Below are 16861 nucleotides of genomic sequence, written 5' to 3' on the forward strand. Positions count from 1 at the left end.
GCAGACATGACCTGGTCCGGCAGTCTCGCCGCCGTCGCCCTCATCTCGGCCATCCCCATGGCCGCGATGATGCTGGCGTCGTGGCGCGCGTCGCGCCTCGAACGGCTGATCCCTCGCCTGGTGCCCATCGCCGCGGGCGCGCTCGCGGGGGCAGCGTTCTTTCACCTCATCCCCGAGTCGTTGGCCGCCAAGGGCGGGCGCGGCACGTGGCTCCTCGGTCTCACGGGCTTTGCGGTGTTTCTCGTGGTCGACCGACTCGTGCATCGCGCGAGCGTCGAGGCGACCACCGGCTCGGCGTCGGCGCTCGGAGCCTCGGGCCTCCTGCCGCTCGCCATGGCCGGCGATGCGCTTCACAACGTGATCGACGGCATGCTGATCGCCGCTGCCTACCTCGGCGATGCATCGCTTGGCATCCTCACGGCCGCGGCGATCGCCCTGCACGAGTTGCCCCGCGAGCTGGGAACGTTCGCGATCCTCGTCCGGGGTGGCATGAGTGTGCGCAGGGCGCTGGCGTTCAATGCGCTCACCGCGGCGGGCGCGGTGGCGGGAGCGCTCGCCACCCTCACGCTCGGGACGCGGGTGGCCGCGATCGGCACGGCACTCGTGCCGTTTGCGGCCGGGACGTTCGTCTACCTGGCTGGCGCGATCGCGCGCGCGGAGTACCAGGCCACGGCGTCACGCACCGATGGCGTGCGCAAGCTCGCGCTCGCGCTGATTGGACTGGTCGTCACCGCGGTGACGCTACGGGGGTGAGCGGGTGGGCGGGGCGGCGCGCCACCCGCGATCTTCCCGGTTGCGGACGAAAAGGGGTGAAACGGAGGATCAGGCTTTCGGTACGCGGTCCGCGCCTTCGTGGATCCAGGTCGCCTAACGACGGGCCGGAGCGGTGACGCTGCCGCTCGTCACCTCGACCTCGGCGCGGCGGTTGCGGCGCCAGCACGACTCGTCGGCCTCGGTGCAGGCCGGGCGCTCCTCACCCATGGACACGATCGACACGCGTGTGTCCGAGATCCCGCGGTCAGTGAGGTATCGCTTGACGGTAGCGGCGCGGCGCTGGCCGAGTGCGAGGTTGTACTCGTCAGAGCCCCGTTCGTCAGCGTGGCCGGTGAGGCGAATGCTCACGCCCGGGTTGGCGACGAGTACGCCGAGCTTGCCGTCGAGCTGCGACTGGGCCTCGACGCTCAGGGCGTCCTGATCGTATTCGAAATAGATCACGCCGGTCAGCGTGGCGAGCGCGGCGGCAACCGCCGAGGCGTTGGCGTCGGCCGTCGGAGCCGGGGCGCTCGTCGCGGGTGAAGAAGTCGAGCCGGTGGCGGCCGGCTGAGAGGGCGTTGGTGCGGGCGTGGGCGCTGCGGTGGGTTTCGCCTTCTTGCACGCGCTAGCGAGCAGGACGAGACCGACGACGACAGTGAGGACGCGGCGCGAAGTCGACATGACCAGGGCAGTGAAAGGAAAGTTGACGTCCCGGCCGAAGGCTAAACCAATGCGCGACAACCCGTAAGTGCTGGTCAGGCTTTCATCTACGGTGCCGAGGCCGGCCGCTGTTTGGGGGACGGATTTCCGCGATGTTCCGTCACGCCCCGGCCGAACACATCGGGCGAAGCGCGGTAACCAGACCGCGCCGCCGGGTAGTAGCTTGAAAGCCCGTCAGGCGATCGCCCACCTGGCTGCGCTCAACCCCCCATCATCGTCACATGCCGTCTCGCCGCTCCGTACTTCGTCGTCTGGCCGCCGCGCTCGTGGTCGTTGCCTCCGTCGGCGCCATCGCCGCCGTGGCCCCGGCCTACGCATCCGCTCGCCTTCACCTGTACCTCGTGAAGTCGGAGCCATCCAAGGGCGACACGGTAGCGACACCAAAGGCCGTGAAGCTCTGGTTCTCCGAGGCGGCGACGATCGCGGTGACCACGGTGCGACTGACGGGTCCCGATGGCAAGAACGTGGCCCTCGGCAAGCCCACCTTTACCGGCGACGTCAAGCAGCCCGTGGAGGTGGCCGTGACCGGCGCCGTGAGCACCGGCCGGTACACGGTCGCCTACAAGACCGCATCCGGGGATATGCATCCCGTTACCGGCGAGTTCACCTTCGTCGTTCGTTAGGCGATGGTCGAGGCAGTTACGGCGGCGAGTGTGGCCGCCGTCCTGCGCTGGATCGCGTTCGTGGCGGCGTCGATCGTCTGCGGCGTCACCGCGAGCCGCTTCCTGCTGCCGCGTGAGGGACCCCACCCCACCCAGCGGGTGGCAGCGCTGGTTCGGACCGCGGCGCTGGCGATCATCGCGACGCTCGCTGGTCGCATGGCGCAGCAGGCCCTGGCCTTTGCCGCGGAGCCTTCGGGTGCATGGGCGATGGTCCCCGTCCTGTTGGGAACACCCTGGGGATGGGCGTGGGCCGGCCAGGCCGCTGGCGCGATCACGCTCGCCCTTCGTCCGGGGCTGATTGCCACGTCGTCGCGTGCCTTCGTGGCGTGGCTCGTGACCGGCGTTGTTGTAGCGGCGCCGGCCTTTCAGGGACACGCCTTCGGGGCGCCGCGGCTGAGCGGGTACGCGACGGCGGCCGACGTCGTGCACCTGGTCGCTGCGGGGCTCTGGATCGGTACGCTCTTCGTCATCGTCGTCGACCGGCTGCCCGGCAGCACGCCAGCGTCGGCGGGAGTGGTGATCCGGGCCTTTTCGCCCTGGGCCCTGACGAGCGCGGCCACGTTAGGCGCGACCGGCGTCTTTGCCTCATGGCTGCACGTGGGCACGCTGCCGGCGCTCTGGGGATCGAGCTATGGCCGCATGGTGCTGCTCAAGCTGTCGCTCGTCGCCGCGGTGGCCGTAGTCGGAGCCATCAACTGGCGGCGGCTCACTCCCGGGCTCCTGCGACCGGACGGCGTGCAACGGCTCGCGGCATCGGCCCGCGTGGAACTGGCGCTCGCTGCCGCGGTGTTTGCCGCCACGGCCGTGCTGGTCGCCACGCCCCTGCCGGGCGAGTAGCCAACGCCAACCGTCGCGCCAGATTACTGCCCATGCACCTGCGCTCCGGGCTCCTGCGGACGACACCGGTTCTGGCTGCCCTGCTTGGCGCGCACGCCTGCGACCGGTTGAGAGGCGAGACGGTCCCGCCGCCGTTCGAGGTCATCGCGCGCTACCCGCACGACACCGCGGCCTACACCCAGGGGCTCGTCTTCGAGAACGGTGCGCTCTACGAAAGCACCGGTCGCTACGGATACTCGCAGGTTCGCCGGGTGGACCTGCGCACGGGCTCGGCGCGCCGTACCGCTCGGCTCGGCGACGATCGCTTTGGAGAAGGTCTCGCGCTGCTCGACGGCAGGCTCTGGCTCCTCACGTGGGAATCGCGCGTGGGGTACGTGCTCGACGCTGCGACGTTGGCTGTCGTGGATTCGTTTGCGGTTGCGGGCGAGGGGTGGGGCCTGACGACAGACGGGCGGTCGCTCATCATGAGCGACGGGTCGGATTCGTTGCGCGTCCTGTCGCCGATGACGAGGCAGGTCGAGCGCGTCGTGCACGTCACGCGCGACGGGTCGCCGCTGTCAAAGCTCAACGAGCTGGAGTTCGTGGATGGTGAGGTGCTCGCCAACGTCTACGAATCCGACTGGGTGGCGCGGATCGATCCCGCGACCGGTGTCGTGCGCGCACTGATCGACCTGGCCGACCTCTACCCCCGGGACCAGCGCCGGCCCGGAGACGACGTGATGAACGGCATTGCCCGCGGCCCGCAGCCCGGCACGCTGCTGGTGACCGGAAAGATGTGGCCGTGGCTCTGGCACATCCGTCTCAAGCCCGCAGCGCAGAGGTAGGGGTTCACGGCACGACGTTGCTGGTATCGGCGAGCTTGCGGAGAATTTCCTCATAGTACGGCTTCTCGCGCAGCGAAGCGCGCGACCCCGGAAAGTAGACCAGGCTGAGCGAGGCACCGAAGTCGTTCATGTCGGTGAGCACGATGGCCACGCGCTGGTCGCTGGAGAGTCGCGTGTTGTCGATCATCGGCGTGCTGAAGAAGCCGAGCGGGAACTCGACGACGTTGCGGCTCGCCGCGGAGGCCGCGAGCGCGCCCTGCGTCGGGGTCTCGATCTCGAGGCCAACCTTGAGCTCGCGCCGTTCCAGGTCTGCACCGGTGAGCGAAACACGGAAGCGCCGGCGGATGCCGTCGAGTGTGAGTTCGACGTCCTCGAGCTGTTCGGTCCGTGAGCCGCTCGTGAGGCTGTCGCTGAACACGACCGTCCAGTCGAAGCGCTTGCCGCCTGCCTCGAGCACGATCATCTGCTTGCGCGTGACTTCGCGGGCGAGTTCGCTGAGGCGCTCTTCGTATCCGCGCTGGACGTCGCGCGACAGGCCGGAGCCGGCGATCTCGCGCTGGATGTGCTCGAACAGCGGCACGAGGTTCAGCGCTTCGTGAAAGTTCTGCGCGAGGAGCTCCATCTTGAGGAGCCTGGTCTCCAGCGTGGCCGACTTCGCGTCGAAGAAGGAACCGATGATGGACTGGAACATCTCCTTGCGCAGCGTGGCTTCCGACTCTTCACGCCGCGTCATCAGCTCCGAATAGAGCCGCAGCTTGGCCTCGTTGGACTGCTGGCGCTCGATGGTGCGCGAGCCCATGTAGCCCAGGCTGGCGACGGCGATGGCCGTGAGAAGGCCACCAAGCGGCGAGAGCACGATCTGCAGAATGTCCCAGAAGTCCTTGTGATCGCGCGTGCGGACCGCGACCTCGGGCTCCTTTCCGCCGTTGCCGCTCACGTCAGACCCGCTTGAGGACGTAACCGCCGTCCTTGCGTTCGAGGATCAGGCGGTAGCGCGCCGGCTTCTCGAACACGACGACGTCCACGGAGGCCGCCTTGCCCTCGTAGGTCAGAGTCACGACGCACTTGCCGCTGCCCTTCGAGGCCAGGCGAAAGGATCCCGCGTCATCGGTCACGGCGCGCACGGTGTCCGCACCGCACGCCATCTGGATGGGCGCCTTGGCGACGTACTTCTCGCCGATGCGGACGTCGCCGAAGATCTCGCCGGCGAGCGTCGTGGTCGTGGCCAGCACAAGGGCAGGCAGGAGGGGCATCAGAGCAGACATCGGAAGCGATTGGGTAGGGAAAGAGGCACGGAGCATGGCGAACAGGCAATGGCGCCACGAACTGCGGAAATGTCACCCCTCGCCCATCGGAAAGTTGCGACAGCGATGCGCGGATTGGCTCCGGTAGCCGTCGCTCCTACCGGAGGTGCTCTGCGTCGTACGCGAGCTGATCCAGAACGTCCATGGATTCGTCATATCGGATCGTCCAGATGAGCAACCAGGCCTGCTCGACCCTGGCGCCAACGTCGGTCGGGAGCGAACGCAGGATCTCGGGCGGAAGCTCGGCGAGGGACGCCTTCAGGTCAAAAAGGATCTGTTTCGCTTCGCCGGTCATGGTCCCCGAGAGCGCGCGCCGAGCCGCGTGAATGTTCCAGTGGAGCCAGCCGACGGGGTCGCTGCTGCGGTCTGGTGCGGGCTCATCGGTGAGGTCGGGCAGGTCGACGGCCTGGGGGAAGGTCGCCTTGAACCGGGCACGTTCCTCCGCCCACGGATCCTCGGGTTCAACACGTCGCGCAAACAGGCGACGAAGCATCTCGAACACGGCTGTTTTCGGGAGGGAGTGGGTCTGCCGGGAACTCGACCGAGCGAATGTGCCGTTGGGACTCTCGCCGCGCCACGCAGTCGCGCCGCTGGTCGTGGGTCCGGTTGAGACCCCACGACCCAACGCGGCTCCCGCAGGAACACTTGACCGATGACGGGCTGTCGCTCCTGAGGCCGGTACCCGGTGGGCAGGGACGAACCGAGCTGCACCGGGCCATCTCAACGAAGCCCTGGGTGCGGCGCCCGGCCGCCTGACCCCGCCGCCGCAGCGGGCCTAACTCCCGTTGGCGTCCAGACTCCATAGATTTCGCGCGTTCCGTCATCGTGCTCGGCGCTCCGGGCCCACCCAAACGGAAGGAGCCCTCGATTGGCTGCTTACAAGACCGAGCAACGCTTCCTGGTGCACCGCGGGGTCGAGTGCCACTTCGTCTCGTACGAGGGTCAGGCCGCCAACCCCCGCAAGTCGCTCCCCGCTACGCCTCCGACGTGGTACTTCATGAAGTCCGGCAAGCGCTTCGCGGTCATGGAACAGGTCGCGGGCCAGAGCGAGGCGGAGGTGGATCGTCTGCTGCTGGGGTGGCTCGACTCGCTGGCTCTGGCTGGTTGACGCACTCGAGCTGCACGGCGCGGACGGCTGCACGCAGCGGTTTGATTCACGTCGTCAAGGCCTCAGGGGTCTGACGGCGAGGAAGGACCGTTCGCCTTTCGGGCAGGTTCAGCGCTGGCCGCCCCGCGACTGCATTCGCGGACTATTCGAGCGGCCCCAATTCAACGCCTGGTGCGAATGGACGTCGATCGTCCCTTGCACGACAAGGCCCGCCGGACGCAAATCCGGCGGGCCTGATTCGTGCCACCGGCAGCCTCAAACGGCGTCCGACAGGCTCGTGAAGTTGAAGTCCCGCACCTTGATGGGCGGCACGATCACCGCCCCCCCCGCCTCGGTGCCGGCGAGGCGCTGCGGCCGACCCATCGCCTCGAGGTTGTTGAGCATGAAGAGCGGCGAGTCGTTGAAGCGGAAGTTCTTGAGTGACTTCGTGATCCTGCCGTTCTCGATCAGGAAGGTGCCGTCGCGCGTGAGGCCGGTGTAGAGGATCGTCCGCGGATCCACCTCACGCAGGTACCACAGGCGCGTCACGAGCACGCCGCGTGGTGTGCCCGCGATCATCTGCTCGACGGATTGGTCACCACCCGTCATGCAGAACGACGTCGGCGCGCCAGTCGGTGCGACGCCCTTCTGCCTGGCCCAGAAGCGCGAGTAGTAGAGCGTCGCCAGCTTGCCGTTCTTCACGAACTCCTGCCGGCCAAGCGGCAGCCCGTCGCCATCCCATGGCTGCGCGCGCACCATGGGGTCGAACGGATCCGCATAGATGTTCACGCGCTCATCCACGATCTTCTCGCCGATCTTCGTGCCGCCGCCCTGTTTGACGAACGGCGATCGCCCTTCGTCGGTCGCGCGCGCGTCGGCGTAAAACCCGATGAGCTGGCACAGATCGCCCACGGCCTGCGGCTCGAGGATCACGGTGTAGCGCCCGGGCTCGATGGCCACCGGTCCGCGTGACAGCCGCGCCTTGTCGATGGCGCGCTGGCTCACGGCCGCAAAGTCCACCTGCTGGGCGTCGTTGTGCTCGGCGCCCGCCCAGCCGGATCCGGTGCCATCCTTCGTGCGCACGGTGACCGTGTAGTTGGCGCTCGTCGAGCGGTGGTACGCAAAGTTGCCCGCGCTGTTGCCGTAGGCGTTGAAGCCCACGTTGGTGATGAGGAACCCGGCAGCGGTGAGATCGCCGGCCCGGCGTGCCGGCTCGAGCGCGGTCAGCGCCACCTTCGCCCGTTCCTCGGCGCTCATGTTCGCCACGGAGTCGAAGTACGCCTCGACGGGCTGGAACTTCTGCGGGCCGAGCTGTGGCATGGCTTCCGGGTCGTCCGGTGCGAGCCGTGCGAGCTTTTCCGACTTCTCGACCGCGGCACGGATCGAAGCCTCGGTCAGCTCGTTGGTGGTCACCACGGCGTGTTTGGGCCCGAAATGGCTCTGGATTCCCAGGGTCATGTCGCCAATGCCGCCCGCGGTAGACATCTGATTGTCGGCAAAGCGGACGTTGGCCGCATAACCTCCGAACATCTGCACGTCGAAGGCTTCGGCCCTGGACATTCCCTTCACTTGCGCGACGAGCGCCTCGCATTCATCGCGCGAGAGGATGGCCGCGGACGGCGCCGAGCTCCCGTCGCGTTCGAGCAGACGGCGGGGGCCGGAGAGGACGTCGATGATGTCGTGTCGCATGGGATGATGGCTCCGTTACGCCTTGCGGCCCGTGTTGATGACGTTGACCTGGCGGAAGCGCGCCGGCACGGAGCCGTGGCTCACCGCGTTGACCTGACCCGGCTGCCCCTTGCCGTCGAAGAACGAGCCCCAGACCTCGTAACTCCTGCGTCCGCCGATCATGTCCATGGAGTTCCAGAACTCGGGTGTACGGATCTGGTAGGCCACGTCCTTGAGCATCCCGACGATCTTGCCGCCGCGGATCTCGTGGAAGAGCTGGCCGCCAAACTGCGCGTTGTAGCGCTGCTGGTCGATGGAAAACGAGCCGTCGCCGACGATCGCGATGCCACGATCGGTCTGCGCGATAAGGTCCTCGAACGACAGGTCGCGCTCGCCGGGAAGCAGCGACACGTTGGGCATGCGCTGGAACTGCACGCTCGACCAGTTGTCGGCGTATGAACAGCCGTGCGATCGGGTGGGCCTGCCGTTCTTGTCGTACCACCACCTGAGCCACGGCGCCTGCTCGCGTGTGGTCTGGTAGTCGTTGACGACTCCGCCCTTGATGATGAGGAAGTCATCGGGCTGCACGCCGTCGTCGTCGTACCCGATGGTGGAGAGCGCCCCGGGCTGCGAACGATCGCCCTGGATGTTCATGAAATCCGGGCCGTACCTGAACGTGCCAAGGTGTTTCTCGGGCGGCGCAACGAAGGACGTGCCGGCGTAGTTGGCCTCGTATCCCATCGCGCGATCGAGCTCCGTGGGGTGTGCGATGGCCTCGTGAATGGTGAGCCACAGGTGCGAAGGATGCAGCACGAGGTCATAGCGGCCCACGTCCACCGGCTTTGCCTTGAGCTTTTCGCTCGCCTCTTCGCCCCACTTGCGCGAGTTCTCGACGAGATTTGCCTGCTGCACCCACTCATACCCTCGCCCAACGGGCGGCAGCGTGTTGCCGCGGTTCTGGAAGTCGGTAAAGTCCGACGAAACCGCCGTGAACTGCTGCTGCAGCGCGCTTTGCACGACGGTCTGCGCAATCACCGAGCCGTCGGTGTTGGCGTAATTGCGCTCCATCCGACGAAAGAAGAGGCCGCTGAACACGTACTTCACGTTCGGCGCCTTCATGCCCTCGGTGTTCGCGCGAATCAGCAGGTCGGCCTTTTCCTCGATCGGAATGGTGAATGGATCGATGGTAAAGGCACTCTTCCAGGTGGCGTTGGGGTGCGCCGGTGCCGCAGCCAGCTCCACGGAACGGTCACGGGCCACGCGGTTGGCCCTGGCGATCGCCGCGGCTTCGCGGGCCGCGGCGGCAACGCCAGCCTTGGTCAGGTCGCGTGAGGCAGCAAAACCCCACGTGCCGTCGACGAGGGCACGCACGCCAACGCCGATCGAATCCGTATCGACGACGTTGAGGATCTGCTTTTCGCGTGTGAACACGAAGTTCTGCTGGTAGCGCCCGATGCGCGCGTCAGCGAACGACGCACCGGCCAAGGTGGCGGCGCCGAGTGCTTCGAGGAGCAGCTCCTTGACCGAAGCGTCCATGGCATCTGGCGGGGCGGTCGCCAGTGGCGTGGCCGCCTGCGCCCGGGAGAGTGCGCCCCCGATCGCCACGGCGCCGGCGGCGGCGGTTCCCTGTTTCAGAAAGTCGCGACGAGATGACATGGGTCACGTTGGTAGTGGAGTGGACGTCCGGAGCGGCCCCGGAATCTGGCGGGTCGACCTCGGGTGGATGCATCCGTTGGGGGGCGTACGTTCGAAAGGGCCGCGGAGTGACAGATCAGGGGGACGGATGGAGGATGGGCGGATCGACAGGTGGCGCGCGCGCGGAGCGATGGACGGATCGACGGCCACGTCTGCCGATGGCGAGGTGAGGGCGACACATTCCCTCGGCCAATGCGCATCCCCAGCACACCAAGCGCCTGGACGCCGGCCCGAGCCAATCTCGTGCTCGGGCTCTTTGCCGTCCTCATCTTCAGCAACGCGACGCTGCTGTTCGTCGTGCAGCCGATGTTCACCAAGCTGGTCCTGCCGCTGCTTGGTGGCACGCCGGCGGTATGGAACACGTGCCTCATGTTCTTTCAGGCCGCGTTGCTGGTGGGCTACCTGTATGCACACGCCACGAGCAAGCGTCTGACGCCGCGCGCGCAGGGCATGCTGCACCTGGCCCTCATGCTGCTGGCGCTGGTGTTCCTCCCGCTCGGCGTGCCGTCAGGCATCGAGCCGCCGCCGGGGATGGCGGCGCCGGTGGTGTGGCTGCTCGTGCTCCTCACGATCACGCTCGGGCTTCCGTTCGTGCTGCTCTCGGCAGGCGCTCCGATGTTCCAGCGATGGCTCGCGGCCACGTCACATCCGGCGGCGGGCAATCCGTATGTGCTGTACGTCGCGAGCAACCTGGGGAGCTTTGCCGCGCTGATCGCGTATCCGACGCTGATCGAGCCGGTGCTGCGGCTGGGACAGCAGCGGATGTATTGGGCATACGGGTACTACGGCCTCGTGGCGTTGGTGGGGCTCACGCTCTGGCTGACGCTCCGGACGCTGCGGGAAAAAGACACGAGCGGGGATGTGATGGTGCCGCGAAACCCGGGACGCGGTGAAAGATTGAGCTCGGGGGGGCCCCCCATGGCCTCCATGGCCTCACAGGAATCCCCGACCCCAGGCGCCGTCCCCACTTCTCCACAGGCACCAGCCTCGGTCAGTGCGCTCCCCGATCGTGACGACTTCGATGTCCCCACCACCGCGCCATCGATCATCCCGACCAAGGCGTGGCGACTGCGCTGGGTGCTGCTTTCCTTCGCGCCATCGTCGCTACTGATCGGCGTCACCACGTTCCTCAGCACCGACGTCGCCGCCGTCCCGCTGCTCTGGGTCGTACCGCTCGCGCTCTACCTCCTCACCTTCGTGCTCGTGTTCGCCGAGCGCCCGTTGCTCGGCCGCAGGTTCATGCTGGTGTTTCAGCTGCTCGTGGCGCTCGCGCTGCTGGTGATCATCGGCATGACACCCACGCGGCTCCGGCTCGCGCACCTGGCGCTGCACCTCATCGGATTCTTCGCCACCGCGATGGTCTGTCATCGCGAGCTGGCCGACTCGCGACCGCGCGCCGACCACCTCACCGAGTTCTACCTGTGGATGTCGGTCGGTGGGTTGTTGGGTGGAGTGTTCAACGTCGTCCTTGCGCCGCTCATGTACGATCGGGTGCTGGAATACCCGTTTGCTCTCATCGTCGCGCTCGGCCTCAGACCCGTGGCGACGCGACAGGATACGGGGCTGCGCGCGATGCTGCTCGATCTGGCCCTGCCGGTCGGCCTCTATCTCGCGCTGCTCGCGTCCTTCCAGATCCAGGTGCCAGCCGGCCGTACCGGGACCGTGGCCATGTGGACGCTGTTCACGATCGCCGCACTCGTCCTCGCGACGTTCCACCGCCGACCGCTCCGGCTCGCGCTCGGTGCCGCCGCACTCTTTGTTGCCGTTGACGGGCGCGGCCGCACCCAGGATGCCGTGTACCAGGAGCGGAGTTTCTTTGGCGTCTATCGGGTGCATCGCTGGGACAACGCGCTGGTGCTGCAGCACGGCACGACGACGCACGGCGCGCAGAGCCTGCGTGCCGACACGCGTCGTGAGCCGCTGACCTACTACGCGCGGCGCGGGCCCCTGGGTGATGCCTTCTCGGTCCTCACCGACACCATGACGCTGCGCAACGTCGCCCTGGTCGGTCTCGGGACCGGAACGACGGCGTGCTACTCACGGCCGTTCGAGATGTGGACGTACTACGAAATCGATCCCGTCATTGCGCGGATGGCGACCAGCGGGCGGCTCTTCACCTACATGAGCCTCTGTGGACCGACGCACCGCGTCCGGCTGGGGGACGCGCGGCTCCGCCTGAGGGAAGCCGCGGACTCCTCGTACGACCTCATCGCGCTCGACGCATTCAGCAGTGACGCGATCCCCGTACACCTGATGACGCGGGAAGCGCTGCAGCTCTACCTGAGGAAGCTCAAGCCGAACGGCACGATCCTCTTCCACATCAGCAATCGGTACCTCGATCTCGAGCCGGTGGTCGCGCGTCTGGCTCGTGATGCGGGCCTCGCCGCCGCAGAACGGGACTACGATCCCACGAGCGAGGAAAAGCTGCGGCTGTTCTATGCGTCGCGCTGGATCGCGCTGTCACGCGAGTCCGCGATCCTCGCCCCGCTCGTCGCCGATCACGGTTGGCGCATCCTGCAGGCGGACACGACGCTCCGTCCCTGGACCGACGACTACTCCGACATCGTGAGTGTTCTCAAGGGCCAGTAACGCACGAGGTGGGGCGCGCCGCTCGACGACACCTGCGAGGCGTCGCTCGCCGGGCGCTTTTACTCCGGGACGCCCGACCCCTGGAACTCCTTCAGCAACAGCGTGATGCTGCCAAAGGCGACATGTGTCTCCATGCGCACCATCATGTGGCGATCATCGTCGGTGAACCATACTTCGGCGCGACCATTCTGCCCGAAGATCCCGAGCGACTTGAACGTCGGGCGTACAACGATGGAATGGAACTCGCCGGCCGGCACTCTCACCTTCTCCTTGCGCAGCACGGCGAGCGTCACGGGGTTGCTCGTCGGCTTGTAGTATCGGTCGAATGCGTATGTCTTGCCCAGCTCGAGCGGCACCGTGCGGGCGAAGAAGAGAAACGACGCCTGGTCGAGTGGCTGGGCGACCGATGGATGTTCCCCGCGGTCGATCTCCTGCAGCCCTCCCCCGTTCTTCGACGGTCGCCAGTCCGTCTCGCGATACACCTTGCGATCGGGAAAAATCTCGGCAACGCGGCGCTCTTCCTTGCCGCCCTGTTGGGTCTCCAACCGATAGCGCAGGGCGTGAAACGTCTCGACGTCGACCCAGCTCTCGAGCGTGTTCTGCACCCGAAACCCCGGGATGCCGGCCCGGAGCTCGAGTCGGAGGTGCCACGCTGGCGTGCCACGAATCGTGTCGATGCCCGCTACGAACATGCGGCCGCTCCCAACCGTCAGCGGACCGAACTTCACGTCGTAGCTCATGGACTCGCCGACGCCAAACGGCACGCTGTAACGGGTCCCTTGGGCGGCGAGCACAGGCGCAACGACGAGCGCGCTCGCGGCGATCGCGAGGAAAGAACGGAGACGAGTCACAGAGGGAGGTCGTGAAGACGAGGAATATACCGGAGCTGGCCCGGCGTCCGTCCCCTACCCGGTGCGGTCCGGCACGGTTCCCGCAACTGCGCCCTGAGGCGGACGGGAGCGATCGATGCGTATCCGTCACGCAACAGGTCGGCGACCACGTCCCAGTCGGGGGACTCCTCCAGATGGACACCGATCCAGCCCGACGGCCCCACATGGGGTGCTACAAAGAACCGCGCCGCGTCTGACGCGATCAGCAACTGCTGGTTGGTGGCCGTGCACTTGATCCATGCCGAATGCCGGCCGCCGCCGTGGTGATTGCCGGAATGCGCGTACATGGCAAACAGTTTGTTGCGCACGCGGAACGTCGGCTCGCCCCATGCTTCGACCTCATGAGCTTCGGGGAGCGCGAGGGCCAGCTTGCGAAGTCGCGCCAGCGGTCGAGGAATGGGCATTGGCCGCGGGGTTGCGGTCGTCCATCAGGGAAACTCACGAGCGCCGCTGACCGCGCGCTGCGCGTGACTCGACTTTCCCGCGGGGGAGTACTCAAGCAATCGGCATCCCGACTCCCAGCGCTCCGGGGACGAGTGGCGGCGCATCGACATCGGCGAATCCTCGATGTGCCAGGTCGGGCCGCAGCCTCCGGGAGAAAGTACCCGCAGCAGAGTCACGCCGCTGAGCAGGCCCGTTCACGCGCTCGTCCGCACGAGGACCGACGATCGTCGATTGCCTCGCGCCGTCCGTGGTGCCAGCTTGGCCCGCCCCCCGTCCCTGCAGGAATTCGTGGCCCATTCCACCACCCGCCTCCCCGTCTCCACGCTCGCCAGCGGTTTCGAGCTTGGTCTCACGATCCATGACGTGACCAGCGGCCGGCCCGGACCGCGCGTCGGGATCTCGGCGATGATCCACGGCGACGAACTCGATGGCTGGCTCATCATCCGCGAGTTCCTGCGCGCGATGGATGAAGGTTTGCTGCGCGGCTCGCTCCGCCTGCTCCCGGTCGCCAACCCGCTCGGCATGGAGGCGATCGCGCGCAACACGCCGACTGACACGCTGGACATGAACCGGCTCTTTCCCGGGGCTCCGGACGGATGGCTCTCCGAGCAGCTCGCGCATGTGATCACCACCGGTTTCCTCGACACGATCGACGTGCTGATCGACATCCACGCCGGCGGCACGTTTCCGTGGGTCGACTACTGCTACGTCGGCAACGACCTCGAACTCTCGCGTGCCTTCCTTCCGGCCGTGCTGTACCGACCGTCGTCGTGGTATCCGGGCACGAGCGCCTCGCACGCCATCGCGCGCGGCATCCCCACCACGGTGATCGAGATCGGCGGTGGCTATCGCGATCAGGCCGGCCACATCGCCAATGGATTGCGCGGCCTGCGCAACATGCTGCGACATCTCGGGGTCATGGCCGGCGACGTGGAACATCGCCCGCGCCAGCTGCTGCTCACTGAGATGAAGGTGATGCGACCGCAGCAGGGCGGGGTGTGCGTGCCGCGCGGGCGGCTCGTGCCGGGCGAGTGGCTGGAGGCGGGCCACGTGCTCGCCGACATCGTGTCGCCCTACACGTTCGACGTGCTGGAGACGATGGTCGCGCCCTGGCAGCGCAATGTGGTCGTGCTCACGCGCAACTATGCGACGCGCATCCACCCCGGTGACTATGGCTTCATGATCGGCAACGGCGACTCGGCGACGTGGCTCGACTGAAGGCCTGCATCTGCCTGTGGGTCGCGGTGGTTCTCACCGCGCCACGCACACTGCCAGCTCAACGCGAGTCACTGCCGGCCGACTCGGTGGCCATCGACGTGGACGTGCGCCCTTCGCAGTCCCTCGTGAGCGCCCGCTACTGGTTCGCGCGGCCGGTGCGTGCCCTCGACCTGGTCCATCTCACCAACTCCTGCACGTCGATCCGTGACCTGCGAGCCACGCGCAACGGCCTCGTTGCCGGACTCACGAGCGACACCACGCGTCCCTGGGTCGTGTGGCACGATACGTCCGAGGTGGCCGACGCCGAGGGGTCGTTGACGTATGCGTTCACCTATCGGGTCGACCACGGTCCCGCGGCGCGTCTGGCGCTGCCGATGGTCCTGCCTGACCGGCCGCTCGACGCACGGAACGCGCCGGTCACTCCCAAGGTGCGGCTGTCGGTCCGCATCGAGGGCGAGCCGTCCAATGCGCCCGAGTTCCCGCGGTTCGTACGAGAGCCGGACGGCCGTTGGTCCGCGGCCCTGATCGCCGTGCCGGCCACCATCGTCGTGCGCGGCGCATTGCGCGAGGACCAGACGCCCTGTGACGACGCCATCCGCATGGAGGGCAGCAACGGCGGGTTTGTGACGCGATTGTCAGCGTTCATCGGAACGCTCGCGCTCTGGATACCGCTCTACTTCTGGTGGGCCACGCGCAAGCGACGCGGCGACAACGAGCCGGAGACCGCATGAGCGCCACCACGTTCTTCGCCGCGGTCACGGCGTACATCGTCCTCGTGTGCGGCATCGGGCTCTGGAGCTTTCGCCGCGCCAGTTCCTCCGAGGGGTTCCTTGTCGCGGGCCGGAGCCTCGGTCCGATCCTCGGAGGTGCGACGCTCATGGCGAACCAGGTGAGCGCGGGCGCCACGATCGGCATGGTGGGATTCCACTACTTCTCGGGCATCAGCTACGCGTGGACGTGGCCACTCGTCTGGCTGGGCTGGCTCGTCGCAGCGGTGTTCGTGGCCCCAAAGATCCGAAACATCAAGGGCCTCACGCTCCCTGACTACTTTGCCGCGCGCTACGACAGCCCGGCCGCCCGAGCCGTCGCGGCCGTCTTCATCCTCATCGCCTACACGGTGATGCTGTCTGCGCAGTATCAGGCAGGCGGCCTGCTCTTTCAGCTCGTGGGCGGGCTGCCCTATGGACAGGCGCTCCTCCTCGTGGCGGGAATCACCACCGTCTATACGGTGCTGGGCGGCATGTACGGCAACGCCCACGTCGGGTTGCTCAAGGCGGCGCTGCTCCTCGGCGCGTACGCGCTCGCGGTGCCGTTCCTGTGGCAGCACGTGGGCGGCGCCGAGAGCATCGGGAATGCGCTCCACGCGCTCGATCCGCGACTCACCGGCAACTGGTTCGGTTGGCGCCAACTGTTCGCGATCTCGTTCGCCATCGGACTCGGCATTGCCGCGGCTCCGTATGAGATCTCCGCGATCTACGCGATGCAGAGCCGTCGAGCGGCGCGACTGGCGATTGGATGGTCGTTCGTGTTTCAGGGGTGCATCGGCGTCGGCATCCTGCTCTTTGGCCTCGCGACCCGCGTCGCCGTACCCCAGCTACCCAACCCGGACCTGGGCACGCCCATCCTCGGGATGTCGCTGCTTCCGGGCTGGATAGGCATGTTGGTTCTCCTCGCCGCGGTCGTGACACTGACGCGAACCGGGGGCGCGATTCTGCTGACCGCGGCGTCCGCGGTGTCCCACGACCTCTACGGCAAGCTGCTGCGGCCAGATGCCGACGACAGGACCCGGGTATTCGTGGGGCGGCTCGCGGTGGTGGTCTTCAGCGCGATTCCAGTCGTGCTCGCCTGGCGACCGTTCGACCTCGTGAACTTCATCGTCATCTATGCGGCCAAACTCACGGTGTCGTTCCTGTTCGTGCCGGTGGTGCTGGGCCTGCATTGGCGCGGTGGGACGCGGGCCGGCGCGTTGGCATCCATGATCGGTGGGCTGAGCACCTGTCTCCTGGCCAGCGTCGTGGGTCGCCCGTACTTCTTCGGGTTCGATCCGGCCGAGGCAGGCGTGTTGGTGAGCGCGGTCGCATTCATTGGGGTCAGCGCCCTCACCCGTCCCGTCGCCGCGGACCGGCTCCGCGTCTTCTTTCCGTCGGGGTGAGTTGCGGCGGTAGCCTCT

General features: G+C 67.3%; 17 protein-coding genes. 9 read left to right on the forward strand and 8 right to left on the reverse strand.

Annotated features, from left to right (window positions below):
* The first annotated feature begins 6 nt into the window (after nt 1-6).
* The gene (locus IT361_06175) at nt 7-753 is read left to right on the forward strand and encodes a ZIP family metal transporter (protein ID MCC6317264.1); all 747 of its coding nucleotides are present in this window, start codon (nt 7-9) and stop codon (nt 751-753) included.
* 114 nt (nt 754-867) lie between these two features.
* Here IT361_06175 and pal read toward each other — a convergent pair whose 3' ends face one another.
* Nucleotides 868-1434 carry a peptidoglycan-associated lipoprotein Pal gene (gene pal, locus IT361_06180; protein ID MCC6317265.1) on the reverse strand — a complete coding sequence of 189 codons (567 nt, stop codon included), beginning with the start codon at nt 1432-1434 and terminating at the stop codon, nt 868-870.
* Nucleotides 1435-1694: 260 nt separating this feature from the next.
* Here pal and IT361_06185 point away from each other — a divergent pair, with 260 nt between their 5' ends.
* Genes IT361_06185 through IT361_06195 form a run of 3 tightly spaced genes read left to right on the forward strand, consistent with a single transcriptional unit; the run spans nt 1695 to nt 3796 of the window.
* On the forward strand, nt 1695-2096 hold the full coding sequence (locus IT361_06185) for a copper resistance protein CopC (protein ID MCC6317266.1): 402 nt from the start codon (nt 1695-1697) through the stop codon (nt 2094-2096).
* A gap of 3 nt (nt 2097-2099) precedes the next feature.
* Nucleotides 2100-2972 carry a CopD family protein gene (locus IT361_06190; protein ID MCC6317267.1) on the forward strand — a complete coding sequence of 291 codons (873 nt, stop codon included), beginning with the start codon at nt 2100-2102 and terminating at the stop codon, nt 2970-2972.
* 32 nt (nt 2973-3004) lie between these two features.
* Nucleotides 3005-3796, forward strand: a complete 792-nt coding sequence (locus IT361_06195) for a glutaminyl-peptide cyclotransferase (GenBank protein MCC6317268.1) — start codon at nt 3005-3007, stop codon at nt 3794-3796.
* Between the two features lie 4 nt (nt 3797-3800).
* On the opposite strand, the gene IT361_06200 is transcribed toward IT361_06195, so the two are convergent.
* The 3 genes from IT361_06200 to IT361_06210 form a co-directional block, all read right to left on the reverse strand.
* On the reverse strand, nt 3801-4733 hold the full coding sequence (locus tag IT361_06200) for a hypothetical protein (protein ID MCC6317269.1): 933 nt from the start codon (nt 4731-4733) through the stop codon (nt 3801-3803).
* 1 nt (nt 4734) lies between these two features.
* Complete coding sequence (locus tag IT361_06205; protein ID MCC6317270.1) at nt 4735-5049, reverse strand: hypothetical protein; 315 nt, start codon at nt 5047-5049, stop codon at nt 4735-4737.
* Between the two features lie 148 nt (nt 5050-5197).
* Nucleotides 5198-5602, reverse strand: a complete 405-nt coding sequence (locus IT361_06210; protein MCC6317271.1) for a hypothetical protein — start codon at nt 5600-5602, stop codon at nt 5198-5200.
* Nucleotides 5603-5968: 366 nt separating this feature from the next.
* On the opposite strand from IT361_06210, the gene IT361_06215 reads away from it, so the two are divergent.
* The gene (locus IT361_06215; GenBank protein MCC6317272.1) at nt 5969-6208 is read left to right on the forward strand and encodes a hypothetical protein; all 240 of its coding nucleotides are present in this window, start codon (nt 5969-5971) and stop codon (nt 6206-6208) included.
* 255 nt (nt 6209-6463) lie between these two features.
* Here IT361_06215 and IT361_06220 read toward each other — a convergent pair whose 3' ends face one another.
* The gene (locus IT361_06220) at nt 6464-7876 is read right to left on the reverse strand and encodes a TldD/PmbA family protein (GenBank protein MCC6317273.1); all 1413 of its coding nucleotides are present in this window, start codon (nt 7874-7876) and stop codon (nt 6464-6466) included.
* Nucleotides 7877-7891: 15 nt separating this feature from the next.
* Nucleotides 7892-9511: a TldD/PmbA family protein gene (locus IT361_06225; GenBank protein ID MCC6317274.1), complete on the reverse strand. Its 1620-nt coding sequence runs from the start codon at nt 9509-9511 to the stop codon at nt 7892-7894.
* Between the two features lie 231 nt (nt 9512-9742).
* On the opposite strand from IT361_06225, the gene IT361_06230 reads away from it, so the two are divergent.
* Nucleotides 9743-12139 carry a fused MFS/spermidine synthase gene (locus IT361_06230; GenBank protein MCC6317275.1) on the forward strand — a complete coding sequence of 799 codons (2397 nt, stop codon included), beginning with the start codon at nt 9743-9745 and terminating at the stop codon, nt 12137-12139.
* A 59-nt stretch (nt 12140-12198) separates the two neighbouring features.
* Here IT361_06230 and IT361_06235 read toward each other — a convergent pair whose 3' ends face one another.
* Together IT361_06235 and IT361_06240 are read right to left on the reverse strand one after the other, a co-directional pair.
* On the reverse strand, nt 12199-12990 hold the full coding sequence (locus tag IT361_06235) for a DUF3108 domain-containing protein (protein ID MCC6317276.1): 792 nt from the start codon (nt 12988-12990) through the stop codon (nt 12199-12201).
* Nucleotides 12987-13433 carry an MmcQ/YjbR family DNA-binding protein gene (locus tag IT361_06240; GenBank protein ID MCC6317277.1) on the reverse strand — a complete coding sequence of 149 codons (447 nt, stop codon included), beginning with the start codon at nt 13431-13433 and terminating at the stop codon, nt 12987-12989. Before IT361_06240 ends, IT361_06235 begins: the two co-directional genes overlap by 4 nt.
* Nucleotides 13434-13761: 328 nt before the next feature.
* Between IT361_06240 and IT361_06245 the strand changes: the two genes are divergently transcribed.
* From IT361_06245 to IT361_06255, 3 genes are read left to right on the forward strand one after another with little or no spacing between them, the layout of a single operon-like run.
* A complete protein-coding gene (locus IT361_06245) occupies nt 13762-14691 on the forward strand; it encodes a succinylglutamate desuccinylase/aspartoacylase family protein (GenBank protein MCC6317278.1) in 930 nt (309 codons plus the stop codon).
* The gene (locus tag IT361_06250; protein MCC6317279.1) at nt 14679-15422 is read left to right on the forward strand and encodes a hypothetical protein; all 744 of its coding nucleotides are present in this window, start codon (nt 14679-14681) and stop codon (nt 15420-15422) included. Before IT361_06245 ends, IT361_06250 begins: the two co-directional genes overlap by 13 nt.
* Nucleotides 15419-16843, forward strand: a complete 1425-nt coding sequence (locus IT361_06255) for a sodium:solute symporter family protein (protein MCC6317280.1) — start codon at nt 15419-15421, stop codon at nt 16841-16843. The genes IT361_06250 and IT361_06255 overlap by 4 nt, the downstream gene beginning before the upstream one ends.
* Nucleotides 16844-16861: the final 18 nt, after the last annotated feature.

It is taken from the genome of Gemmatimonadaceae bacterium, assembly GCA_020846935.1.
Lineage (GTDB): Bacteria > Gemmatimonadota > Gemmatimonadetes > Gemmatimonadales > Gemmatimonadaceae > RBC101.